The sequence below is a fragment of the Sphingobacterium spiritivorum genome (assembly GCF_016724845.1).
Taxonomy (GTDB): Bacteria; Bacteroidota; Bacteroidia; order Sphingobacteriales; family Sphingobacteriaceae; genus Sphingobacterium; species Sphingobacterium spiritivorum_A.
Genome location: NZ_CP068082.1, coordinates 4,146,651 through 4,158,631, shown reverse-complemented (window position 1 = coordinate 4,158,631; position 11,981 = coordinate 4,146,651). Strand labels below are relative to the sequence as shown.

Sequence of the window (11,981 nt, the reverse complement as noted above, 5' to 3'; positions counted from 1 at the left end):
ATACTGAAAAGAAAACAGATTATTCTTCTCAGGGTAAATCAGAAAACATTAGAATTCGGCTTTTCGAAATATTTCCTTTATATTTCAGCTGATTACGTAAGATTATGAAAGATTTAAAAAATAGCAATACATCAACATATATAAGACGATACGCCAGAATAGCATTTGTTTTACTAATCGTATTTGCTAAAAGCTCCGCTTCCCGTGCCCAAACGAACGCTTCCGTTTTTAACAATAAAAAATTAGTGGAAAAATGGTTAAAAGACAATAAAGTCCCCATTCTGGGGCTTGGAATCATTGACAACGGAGTTTTTCAGCAGGCAGAAGTATACGGAGAGATCAAAGAAGGAATTCCAGCCCCTGAAAACACTCTATTCAATGTAGCTTCACTGACAAAACCTGTAACCGCAATCGTAGCATTAAAATTAGTAAGTCTAGGAAAATGGAATCTGGACGAGCCGCTATACATGTACTGGACAGATCCCGAGATTGCTAACGATCCCCGACATCAGCAACTGACAACACGACTTGTGCTGAGTCATCAGACAGGTTTCGCTAATTGGCGCTGGGAGAACGAAAACAAGAAACTTGGCTTTCAGTTTGATCCCGGAACGAAATATCAGTACTCAGGCGAAGGATATGAATATCTGCGTAAAGCATTGGAGAAGAAATTCAACAAATCATTACAGCAATTAGCAGATGAACTCGTATTCAGACCGATAAAAATGCCGGATACCCAATACATCTGGAATAAAGATACAGACAGTACAAGATTAGCTGTTGGTTATGACAACAAAGGGAATAGTTATCCGGTAGTAAAGAACCGGGAACCGAATGCCGCAGATGATCTGATGACCAGTATCGAAGATTACGGTAAATTCCTGATCAGCGTTATGAATGGTGAAGGATTATCAAAAAAGGTATTTGATGAAATGGTTTTCAGACAGGTGCCGAGCACAAGAGGAAAACACTTTGGTCTTGGATTTGAAATTTACGATTTTAAAGATGGCACATACGCTCTGGCACACGGAGGTTCGGACAAAGGTGTACGAACAATTTTCTTTATTCTTCCGGAAACAAAACAAGGTTTGTTGATTTTTACAAATTCTGACAATGGTGTAAGTCTGTATGTGGATTTACTGAAGTATTATTTACAAGAGAAGGGTAGTGAAATAGTTGATATTGAAATGAAGAATACGTTATAAAACTTACTTAACAAATAGACAGCGACATTTCCGTACGGAGATATCACTTACTCTTTGTAGATTGCCGGCAATATTACCTCTATACCTAACAAAACACCTATTTTCTATGAAAAGCAACAGTGAACTCAGACACATTCTCAAAGCCTATACAGATGATATCCTTATTCCCTCAGATTTTCACGACAAGCTTGCTCCTGCCATTACGGGATTATCTCAACTGTTATTCGATAGTGTTGAAATAAACAGCCATGATGAGTCTTTAAGGGAACATCATACAACGGAATCCGGAAATGCTATAGGACCATTATGGGCTGCATTATGCAGCAGAGAAGTATTGAGAACGCAACGATTTTTAAAAGGATTATATCAGGCTATTAACACCTGTCTCAAAGAGCGTCAAACTCCTGTGCATATCCTATATGCCGGAACAGGTCCTTTTGCGACATTAGCGATTCCGGTAATGTCGCAGTTTCTTCCTGAAGAAATCCAATTTACTTTACTGGAAATCAACCCGATCAGCTTTGAAAAGATGCAAAATTGTATTGCTCAATTTGGATTTGAATCTTATGTGCGTGCTTATCACTGTTGTGATGCCAGTACCTGGAAGACAGAAGACAGACAGGTAGATATTTTGATCAGCGAGACTATGCACAATGGCCTCTATCGCGAACCACAGGTAAGCATTATGCTCAATCTGCTATCTCAACTCCCTTCAGACTGTATATGTATTCCGCAACAGATTTGTGTAGATCTTGTGGCTCGGGAAAATTTATCAAAAACCGGAGAAACGATTTCTTCCCTGATGTCTTTTGACAGAACGTATATTGACCAGGTTCTTCAAAAATCATCCTCATCTGTATGGCAATTTGCGAATACAGCAGTGCAAATTCCTGAAAACCCCAAACTCCGCTTCTATCTGGATACGACGATTCAGGTTTATGAAGATCAATATTTACGATTAAATGACTGCAGCCTGAATATATTGCGAAAATTTAACGTGCCGGAGGTCTATAGAGGTCAAAAAATAAAAATTCAATATCAGGTAAGTCAGCTTCCCTCTTTCCTGATCAGAGAGGATTAATTAAGTCATTCTGAAGATCAGAAGCATTAAAAAGCAAACGTGCCGGGTAATTCTCTATATTGTATCTGAAACTACTGGCTTTTGCGCGGCAAACTCATCTTATTCTCTTATCTTTGCGGCTGATTTTAATACGAGCATATAGTGATCAATGTAAATAATATCTCCGTATCTTTTGGAGGAACAACACTTTTCAGCGATGTATCTTTTTCTATAAATGAAAATGATAAAATCGCACTGATGGGGAAAAACGGTGCAGGTAAATCTACCTTATTAAAAATTATAGCTGGTGTGGGCAAGCCGACTACAGGTAACGTGAGCGGCCCAAAGGATGCGGTCATCGCATACCTTCCGCAGCATCTGTTGACGCAGGACAACATGACCGTATTTGAAGAAACGTCCAAAGCCTTTGAAGAAGTCTATAAAATGCGGGATGAACTGGAAGCGTTGAACGAACAACTGAATATCCGTACGGATTATGAAACGGACGATTATATGAAACTGATCGAACGGGTTTCGGAATTAAGTGAAAAATTTTACTCCATAGAAGAGACGAACTACGATGCTGAAGTAGAAAAAGTACTGAAAGGACTTGGATTTGAACGTACGGATTTCACACGTCAGACTTCAGAATTCTCCGGAGGCTGGCGCATGCGTATCGAACTGGCTAAAATTCTGCTCAAAAAACCGGATCTGATCCTTCTGGATGAGCCAACCAATCACATGGATATTGAAAGTATCCAATGGCTGGAAGATTTTCTGGTAAACTCAGCTAAAGCTGTTATCGTGATCTCCCATGACCGTGCATTTGTGGATAATATTACCAACCGCACCATAGAAGTCACTATGGGCAAAATATACGATTACAAAGCCAAATACAGCCATTATCTGGAATTGCGCAAGGATCGTCGCATGCATCAGCTGAAAGCATACGAAGAACAACAACGTTTTATTGCCGATAATCAGGAATTTATTGACCGTTTCAGAGGTACATACTCTAAGACATTGCAGGTACAGTCCCGGGTCAAAATGCTGGAAAAATTAGAGATCATTGAAATTGATGAAGTGGATACGTCTGCTCTGCGTCTGAAATTTCCGCCATCACCACGATCCGGTCAGTATCCGGTCATCGTAGAAGAGCTGACAAAAGTATACGGAGACCATACTGTATTTGAGAAAGCTTCCATGGTAATCGAAAGAGGTGAAAAAGTGGCTTTTGTAGGTAAAAACGGTGAGGGTAAGTCAACCATGATAAAAGCTATTATGGGTGAAATAGATTTTGATGGTACACTTAAAGTCGGTCACAATGCCAAAATAGGTTATTTTGCACAGAATCAGGCAGCCTTACTGGATGAAGAGCTGACGGTTTTTGAAACAATAGACCAGATTGCCATAGGCGATGTACGCGTCAAAATAAAGGATTTGCTGGGCGCATTTATGTTTAGTGGTGATGATACCACCAAAAAAGTAAAAGTCCTCTCCGGTGGTGAGAAAACCCGTCTTGCAATGATCAAATTATTACTGGAACCTGTGAATGTATTGATACTCGATGAGCCGACCAACCATCTTGATATGAAAACAAAAGATATCATCAAAGATGCCTTACAGGATTTCGACGGGACATTGATACTGGTATCCCACGATCGGGACTTCCTGGATGGATTGGCAAAAAAAGTTTTTGAATTTGGTAATAAACGGGTTCGGGAACATTTTGAAGACATCAAGGGATTCCTCGAATACAAGAAAATGAATAGTCTGAAAGATATCGAACGCTAACCGAAGAAGATATACCTTAATAATACAAAATGCCTGAAGTATATAACTTCGGGCATTTTATTTGATATAACAATCTTCTGATCATGCAATCATCCGTACATTCAATACGATTAATATGCTTCTGATAAGAACAAAAATGAATAAACACAAGTCGGCTATAGTCACATTTGTACTGCTCTTGTGTTTTCTTATTTTCCTGATAACCGGATTTAGCATAGCAGCTTTTTACGATTACAGAGCCGGGATTGCTTTAGTTCTCCTGTTGCTATACTGTATCTTTGTTTTCAGAGCATTATTATGGTATCTGATGGGTGAAGAAACAATCGGTATTGATCAAAATCATCTCATAATAGTGAAGAAAGCAGGTTTCTTTACGCAATCCCGACGCTTTGATCTGCAAAAAATAAAAGATCTGAAATACGAAAATCATCCTTATTCGTTTATGGATTTCTTTGTATCCAGGACAGCTCTGACTTCACTGGCTGCTTATGGAGTGATAGCATTTGAATACGATAAGATTCAACGTATTGGTATCGGAATAGAGAAAGAGGAAGCCGAAAGAATCATAGTGTTGATTAAGATGAGTTTGAAAGCTAATAAGCACCGGCAAATGACACACTGAAAATTATCTGCTCTTTTCTGTATATTTACAATAACATCATACCTGATTTAATTATGAAATGCATCCTGATACCTCTTACGCTTATCAGCGCCTTATTTTTTACATCTGCAAGAGCAGAAAAGAAACCAGAATTTACAGGTTGTGAAATGGCATCCACATATGCTGAACTGGCCTTTATGACATTCAAAAAAGCCTATCAGTCCACTTCAATTGAAAATGCTACACCGCTTTTAAAGGATGGAGTTGCAAAAGCAACTGAAGCATCAGCATATGCGCTTATACCATCCTGCAACTGTGCGAATGCTAAAAACTATGCGTTAAATGCTGTAACGTTTGGTAACAAAGCCCTCAAAGAAGCTGATTTGCAAGGCATGAAAAAATGGGCTAAAAAAGCAATGGATATGTCCCTGGATGTCTTAACAGCTACGCCAAACTGTAAATAATCTGCCCTGCAACCAAGCTACTATAAAGACAGGATAACAGATCCGTTTGTAATGATTCCTTCATATTCATCAGCTTCTCTTTGATTATTGAAATACTTTTTTTTAATTTGGCTGATTGATTGATTTATCAGTCTAAAAAGCAATAAAACGATGGAAAACAAGAAGATTGCGGTATTATACGTAGATGATGAGGAGAATAATTTGCTTTCCTTTAAGGCGACCTTTCGTCTCAAATATGAAGTCCACACAGCGATAAGTGGTGCGGATGCTATAGAAATTGTCAAAAAGAATCCTGTCAATGTTATTATTACGGACCAGCGGATGCCCGAAATGACTGGCGTAGAATTCTTAGAAGAGATTATTAAACTGGATCCGCATCCTATGCGTATTCTGCTGACCGGTTATACAGACATGGCTGCTGTCATAGACGCCGTTAACAAAGGAAAAATATTTCATTATCTGAATAAGCCGTGGAGTGAAGAGGAACTGGATCAAACAATAATACGCGCTTACGAAGCCTATAATGAAAGAGAAAAAATAATAGAGACCAATTCACAACTGGAAACATCTAACGAACAACTGGAATTTCTTTTACGTCAGAAACTCCTTTCCTAAAGGATCATCTGCATACAGATTACTTGCTCGGAATGACGACCTTAAATGTCGTTCCGAAACCAAGTTCTGACTTCACATCAATAGTTCCCTTCAATTTTAATAAGGCATTCTGTACATTATAGAGACCAAATCCCATTCCTTTTGCCTGATCACTGCCTCGGAAGAATAATTTGAATATATCGCTTATATGTTCGGAAGAGATTCCTATCCCATTATCAACAACTGTAATCGTAGCTTCTGTCTCTGTCACATCAACAGATAAACTGACAACCTTATTCTCCAGTTCTTTACGCTGATACTTGAACGCATTAGACAACAAATTGTGTAGAATAAGTTCCAGAATAGCTTTATCACTTTTAAATACATAATCCTGGTTTACAGTAATTTTGAATGCTACATCTTTATTCTGTGTATACATCTTATAGAACTGAGCTATATTTCCGAACAGTTCCCTGAAATCTATATCCGATAAGAACAGTTCTCCTCTTCTTAGCAGATAATAGTCACGTAAGCTATCAATATAAGCATCCAGACTGATCAGTGAATCGTCCATCAGCCCCAGTAATTCATGAATACGATCAATACTGTCAAACTCCGAAGCTAATCTCACAGCAGACAATACCCCTGTAAGCGGATCACGAAGGTCATGACTCACACTGTAAGCAAACTTATCCAGTTCGTCATAAGCCTTTTGCAGCTCTTCATTCTTAATCTCTAACATCGAATTGGCGATATAAAACTTATCAGCCTCCTCTACGGCAGAGATAATATCTTCTTCTACCCAGGGCTTACGAACAAACCTGAAAATATGTCCCTTATTGACCGCATCTATCACTGTTTCCATATCAGCGTAGGCAGTCAGTAAAATACGAATAGGCTTAGGAAAATCTTTCTTTATCCGATGAAAGAAGTCTACACCCAGTTCTTCCGGCATACGCTGATCACAAAAGATAATGCGTATATCAGGATTGGCAAGAAGTATCTCCCGTGCTTCTGTCGTATTTGATGCGGTGAGAACAGTATAGTTGTATCTGAAATTGGCCTTAAAACCAATCAGATTGTTCACTTCATCATCAATATATAATATTACGAGTTCTCTTTGCATAATTATCTATTATGGTATTTCCTCAACAACCCTATGAGCGAAGTTAATGATAATTTATCGGACATTTAGGTATACTTTTTAATCAAATATTTTGTTGGATCGGGAGGATCAAAGTAAAAATCGTTCCCTCTCCGACTTCGGATTCGACCAGGATCTTACCATGATGCTTAGCAATTGTATTGTAGGCTATTGACATTCCCAATCCGGTTCCTTCGCCCACATCTTTAGTCGTAAAGAAAGGTTCAAAGATTTTCTCCCGGATTTCCTTAGGAATACCAATGCCATTATCGGCTATTTTTATGTAAATAAAGGAATTATCTTCATATATACCGGTCTCAATCTTTAGCTTCCCTCCTGCCTTATTATCAAACTTCTTGTTGATGGCATAAATAGCATTGGTCAGAATATTTAAGAATACCTGATTGAGCTTACCGGCATGACATTCAATTTTTGGCAAATCAGCATAGCTGTTTTCGACTTCGACCCCCTCTCTTATCAAACTATTGAGGATCACCATAGTAGATTCCAGTCCCTCATTGATATCGGCAAATTTGAGTGTATCTTCATCCACACGTGAGAATATCCGCAGACTTTTTACGATCTCAGCCGTTCTGTGAGCTCCATCATGCATACCTTTTAACAGAAAATCAACTTCTGTCTTCAGATAATCTACATCCAACTCCTGTTTGTAAGCTTTGATCCGTGCCTGTTTTTCACTATTGCTCAGATCATCTGCCAGTGCCAGACGTTCGACTTCATCCACCATCTCCCAGATCATCTTAATGTCTCGTTTCAGTGGCGCCACATTAGAAGTCACGAAGTTGATCGGATTATTGATTTCATGAGCCACACCAGCTGTAAGCTGTCCCAAAGAAGCCATCTTCTCCGCTTCTACAAGTTGTGACTGCGTCTCCTTCAGATGAGTCAATGTTGTCTGTAGAGATTCATTGGATTGCGTCAATTCTAGTGTACGCTCTTCCACTTTCTGTTCCAGGACGATATTCTGTTCCCGGATCAGGCGCTCGTTCTCCAGCGAAATAGCAAGTTCCCGCGCCTGAGAAACTTCTTTTTCCTCTTTCAGGATATTAATACTGTAAGCCAGACCGAAGGAAAGAAGTGCCATTTCTATAACGGAAGCCAACTGTACAGCGTTGCTCGTAAAATCATCATACTCGAGTAATCCATAGTCTTTTAGAAGGAAAACTACGGATCCCAAAAGGAGAATCGTCCATCCAAATACAAAATATCTTGCCGGACGGAAACCATTGATCATGACACGGTATGAAATGTATAGCACGTATAAAGAAGCTACCCCCGTGACCAGTTGCATACAGAGAAATGCCTGCTGCTCCCAGCCGAAGATCACCATAAACAAGCTTATCGTAAACAAGACAATAAATACGCAGAAAAAGCGTCTTGCATGTGGTGCATTCTTCTTTAACTGGAGAAAGGAATACGCAAAGAGTAAAGCACTTAAACCGGATAAACACCCGAAAATAATAGGCCCCTTTGTTGCAAAGGAAGGCCAGTCGGGCCACAGGTACTGAAAGCTGTACCCCTTGATACCCATCTGTGTAATTCCGGCAAAAAGCACATACAGTACATAGTAAAGATAACCTCTTTCCCGTACGGAAAAGAAAAGAAAAAGGTTATATATGGCCATAATAAAGACGATACCAATGTAAATACCGCTTACCAGATTATCTCTGTTTACCTGCGACACAAAACCAAGCTCATTACTGATATGCACAGGTAAGATAATCTGCTCTGTACTATTGATCCTCAGATAAAATACCTGCGAACTATTTTCCGGAAGATGGATATCAAACACATAATTCGGTATCTTATATTGCCGTTTGGAAAATACAAGATGCTCTCCCAGCTTTATGGAATGGTATTCACCTGAAGCAGACGGGACAAATAGTTCGACTTCATCCAGTAAAGGATAAGCTATTTCAAGCAGAAGATCTGTTGCCTGACCCTGATTAGTAACCGGCAGCCGCAGCCAGATATCAGACGGAGAAATACCCAGATTAGGCACCTCGCTGTCCAATGCTTTAAAATCTTTAGAAGCCCGGATTTCAGCAAAGGAAACCCCTTCTTTACCCATATAGCGTTCGAGGCTCTTTCCAACGGTCAGCCTGTGGGTCGCATCATTAATGATGACCTCAGCATAAGATTGAAAATTGCCGGCAAATACAAAGAAAGATAACAGGATAATCCAGAGCCTCATCACAGTTGCTTTATTTTACAGCCTTAGCTATTACCAGATTCATGGAAACGGTAAAATAACCGTTATTATCTGCAGATAACAAGCTAGTTATAAAATCTTCAGACTCTTCTTTTGTCAGTACAGCTTTATCTGCCATTTCTGCCAGTATCAGATCCAGAAAAATGTAGCGGTTAGCTTCTTCTTTAGTACGGACGACCATACAGAAGGTGTCCAGCTGAATATTCCGGAATCCATTTGCATTCAGATCTGCAGTCAGTTTATTTCCCGCCCATCCGTTATTTACTTTTTGTCCGGTCAGATAATTACGGATCTTCTGTTCTGTCGCAATATGTTGTGTATAAAAATTAAGGCTGTCCCATATGGTTTCTACCACAACGAAAGGATGATCCGTTTTCAAAACACGATACACTTCCCTGAATGTGGCATCGGGTTCCGGCAAATGCTGAACCACACGTTCCATACGTATTCCCGAAACACTATTATCTTCAAAGTCAAGCTTATCTACTCCAGCCTGTACAAAATCTATGTTTTTTCTTTCACCTACGGTAGTTCTGGCATGCCCGATCATAGCCTGATCATGGTCAATACCGATAACCTGTCCGCGCTCTCCTACCATATCCGCTATGTTGATAGCATCCATGCCGGTACCGCAGCCCAAATCCAAAATTACACCTTGCGGAAGATTTGCAAAAGGCGTATATGAATGAATTTTTAACTGTTTAAGAAAATCGCCGGTATCCACCAAATAACCGGCACCATAGTGTTTATTATCCATTTATAATATATTTAAATTTCGATCATCCAGTTTAAAGTCATTAGGCGCATACTTCAGGTTGTTGATAACCTGTTGCAGATCCCACTGATCCAGATTCGGAATATCGATCTGATAGTGGATTTCAATCTCCTTATTGCGCAGACTTTCCACACGAACAATATTCGAATTACCGCGAAGCGATAATATAGCATCTTTATTTTCCTGATCTGCTTCTGTCAGTGTATCCAGATTTCGCATAATCATCACTGTCGCCAGAAGGTCCAGCTTCGGATAATAAAAGGTACCGTTGTTACCCACAGTCGTATCTATGCGATATCCTACACTTTCGGCCAGCTTCACGGTATACGGAGCACAAAGTGCAAATAAGGACTTGATCCCCACCTGCGTACTGATCGCTGCTCCTGCCCTCGTCAGGAAGATACTACCAATTCCATATCCTGCAATTTCACGTGAATTCCACAATCCACACCCTTCTCCTGTTCCCTGTTTTGCATATTGATGGACCAGATCGTACACACTTGCATCCATTGCTCCGGTTGCCTGTTCTATCGGAAGCGGTTCACTTCCACCTGCCACATGAATGCGCACACCACCATACACCCTTTCGCCGTCTAATGATTCGACAATCAAAACAAAAGCAGCGGGATTATACATCCAGTCATTCTTAGAGGATGTAACCTTCTTTACACCTATAGCGGTCAGGACATGAGCATGCCCTTCTATAAAACGTTCACAGGTCTGTGGATCATCAATAGCACGAAATGCTCTCAATCTCACTACCGGACGTCCATCGTTAAATACTAATGCCACGGAAATGTTATAAAATATTCAATTGAAACACAAAACTAATCAATAAAAACTAAAGCTGTGGCTGTTGCAGAAAATAATATGAATGGATATTGCTTTTCTATGAAGGTGCTTTTATTGCTGCCCGTTAGCAGGTAAAAACTTTTACAGATTTAATCCGAGAAGTCCTCCCCAAAAACAACAGGAAATGTGCTCCAGTTCTGCAGAAAATCATAAACTTATGTATATTTGAGTGTGAACTAAGACTATACCCTATATTAACCTATGAAAACGGAAAATCTAAAAGAAATGAGCGATGAAGAATTGCTTAAAAAAAAGAGAATCACAAGTACAGCAACAGGCGTTCTTGCAGGAATGCTGCTTCTGCTTTTGATTTTAGCGACTTACATTTCACTTACAAAGGGGTTCAGCGCACTGATCGTTATACCTATTGCTCTGTCCCCGACATTAATTCTTAATTTTAAAACGGTCAAAGAAATAAAGCTTGAATTGAAATCCAGAGGACGGGAATAAGCATTTTATGATCAATCCAAAAGGATAAAAATATTAAAGCTTTACATGAGGCAATCCAACTAAAATCAGTTCACTATATTACAGATCGGGCGAACTGATTTTATATTTCATCCTACACCTTTTGTCGATCTAAAGATCATTATACCATTGTATAGCTTTCTGTTCTTCTCTTTTCAGGAAAGAGTCTTTGGCAGCATTGTAATCATTACCATCTACCCACTCCTGTTTGCTTAATTTTTCTTTGAGTTGCTGATATTCTTCTCTGACAGCTGTGTGATTACGCAAATAATCCCGGAATGCGATATGCCGGGTCCAGTGTTCCGATGCCAGAGGTAATACATGAACATGAGCTATGCGCCATGCATGGTTGTGCAATTCTTCAGGAACATCCGCTAGAGATGTAATATGTACAGGTAGCCCCAGACTGCCGGGAGTCTGATGAAGTCGTACAAAAAATCTTCTGTACGGCATATCCGCATTATAATTTTCGTAATAAATGTAATCCTCAGCCATCAGAAGATCAGGAATCTTATCCAGATCTTCAGAGTCTTTTACTCCAATCATAATATCAATAATGGGCTTTGCAGACAGATTTTTGACTGAAGTACTACCAATATGCTCAATCCGCACATCAAAATCGCTCAGATAGGTTTTTAGTTCCGTTTCCAGTGAAGCAAAATATGCTGTCCATAACGGGTTATACTTTTCAAACGTTACTTTCATATGTATATCAGTGTCTATAAGAGATGATGAAGCGATCAGATTCTTTATTATCCAAATCTAAGCCAAAGATTGGTCTGAAGCAGAGC

General features: G+C 39.5%; 12 protein-coding genes. 7 read left to right on the top strand and 5 right to left on the bottom strand.

Annotation, left to right across the window (positions count from 1 at the left end; translation table 11 throughout):
* Positions 1–104: 104 nt before the first annotated feature.
* From I6J03_RS17750 to I6J03_RS17725, 6 genes are all read left to right on the top strand, one after another.
* Entirely contained in the window at positions 105–1,205 is a 1,101-nt protein-coding gene (locus I6J03_RS17750; protein ID WP_003003416.1) for a serine hydrolase domain-containing protein, read from the top strand.
* Between the two features lie 106 nt (positions 1,206–1,311).
* On the top strand, positions 1,312–2,286 hold the full coding sequence (locus tag I6J03_RS17745; protein ID WP_201693872.1) for an SAM-dependent methyltransferase: 975 nt from the start codon (positions 1,312–1,314) through the stop codon (positions 2,284–2,286).
* A 141-nt stretch (positions 2,287–2,427) separates the two neighbouring features.
* Entirely contained in the window at positions 2,428–4,059 is a 1,632-nt protein-coding gene (locus tag I6J03_RS17740; protein ID WP_003003422.1) for an ABC-F family ATP-binding cassette domain-containing protein, read from the top strand.
* A gap of 136 nt (positions 4,060–4,195) precedes the next feature.
* Entirely contained in the window at positions 4,196–4,681 is a 486-nt protein-coding gene (locus I6J03_RS17735; RefSeq protein WP_232279612.1) for a hypothetical protein, read from the top strand.
* A gap of 53 nt (positions 4,682–4,734) precedes the next feature.
* Positions 4,735–5,124, top strand: a complete 390-nt coding sequence (locus tag I6J03_RS17730) for a hypothetical protein (protein ID WP_003003428.1) — start codon at positions 4,735–4,737, stop codon at positions 5,122–5,124.
* 150 nt (positions 5,125–5,274) lie between these two features.
* Complete coding sequence (locus tag I6J03_RS17725; protein WP_003003432.1) at positions 5,275–5,739, top strand: response regulator; 465 nt, start codon at positions 5,275–5,277, stop codon at positions 5,737–5,739.
* 19 nt (positions 5,740–5,758) lie between these two features.
* On the opposite strand, the gene I6J03_RS17720 is transcribed toward I6J03_RS17725, so the two are convergent.
* The 4 genes from I6J03_RS17720 to I6J03_RS17705 all read right to left on the bottom strand — a co-directional run bounded on the left by I6J03_RS17720 (position 5,759) and on the right by I6J03_RS17705 (position 10,662).
* On the bottom strand, positions 5,759–6,844 hold the full coding sequence (locus I6J03_RS17720; RefSeq protein WP_003003435.1) for a sensor histidine kinase: 1,086 nt from the start codon (positions 6,842–6,844) through the stop codon (positions 5,759–5,761).
* Positions 6,845–6,926: 82 nt separating this feature from the next.
* Positions 6,927–9,077 (bottom strand): sensor histidine kinase, encoded by a 2,151-nt coding sequence (locus I6J03_RS17715; RefSeq protein ID WP_003003438.1) that lies wholly within the window; start codon positions 9,075–9,077, stop codon positions 6,927–6,929.
* A 10-nt stretch (positions 9,078–9,087) separates the two neighbouring features.
* Entirely contained in the window at positions 9,088–9,852 is a 765-nt protein-coding gene (locus I6J03_RS17710) for a methyltransferase domain-containing protein (RefSeq protein ID WP_003003440.1), read from the bottom strand.
* Positions 9,853–10,662, bottom strand: a complete 810-nt coding sequence (locus I6J03_RS17705; RefSeq protein WP_003003443.1) for a hypothetical protein — start codon at positions 10,660–10,662, stop codon at positions 9,853–9,855.
* A 261-nt stretch (positions 10,663–10,923) separates the two neighbouring features.
* On the opposite strand from I6J03_RS17705, the gene I6J03_RS17700 reads away from it, so the two are divergent.
* Complete coding sequence (locus I6J03_RS17700) at positions 10,924–11,172, top strand: redox-active disulfide protein 2 (RefSeq protein ID WP_201693870.1); 249 nt, start codon at positions 10,924–10,926, stop codon at positions 11,170–11,172.
* A gap of 129 nt (positions 11,173–11,301) precedes the next feature.
* Here the strand turns inward: I6J03_RS17700 and I6J03_RS17695 are convergent, their stop codons facing one another.
* Positions 11,302–11,895, bottom strand: a complete 594-nt coding sequence (locus tag I6J03_RS17695; protein WP_003003448.1) for a GrpB family protein — start codon at positions 11,893–11,895, stop codon at positions 11,302–11,304.
* Positions 11,896–11,981 lie beyond the last annotated feature (86 nt).

Coding starts and splice junctions, on each gene's coding strand:
- I6J03_RS17715 (WP_003003438.1), bottom strand. CDS start 9,077: ATGAGGCTCTGGATTATCCTGTTATCTTTCTTTGTATTTGCCGGCAAT.
- I6J03_RS17745 (WP_201693872.1), top strand. CDS start 1,312: ATGAAAAGCAACAGTGAACTCAGACACATTCTCAAAGCCTATACAGAT.
- I6J03_RS17695 (WP_003003448.1), bottom strand. CDS start 11,895: ATGAAAGTAACGTTTGAAAAGTATAACCCGTTATGGACAGCATATTTT.
- I6J03_RS17730 (WP_003003428.1), top strand. CDS start 4,735: ATGAAATGCATCCTGATACCTCTTACGCTTATCAGCGCCTTATTTTTT.
- I6J03_RS17720 (WP_003003435.1), bottom strand. CDS start 6,844: ATGCAAAGAGAACTCGTAATATTATATATTGATGATGAAGTGAACAAT.
- I6J03_RS17725 (WP_003003432.1), top strand. CDS start 5,275: ATGGAAAACAAGAAGATTGCGGTATTATACGTAGATGATGAGGAGAAT.
- I6J03_RS17700 (WP_201693870.1), top strand. CDS start 10,924: ATGAAAACGGAAAATCTAAAAGAAATGAGCGATGAAGAATTGCTTAAA.
- I6J03_RS17710 (WP_003003440.1), bottom strand. CDS start 9,852: ATGGATAATAAACACTATGGTGCCGGTTATTTGGTGGATACCGGCGAT.
- I6J03_RS17750 (WP_003003416.1), top strand. CDS start 105: ATGAAAGATTTAAAAAATAGCAATACATCAACATATATAAGACGATAC.
- I6J03_RS17735 (WP_232279612.1), top strand. CDS start 4,196: ATGAATAAACACAAGTCGGCTATAGTCACATTTGTACTGCTCTTGTGT.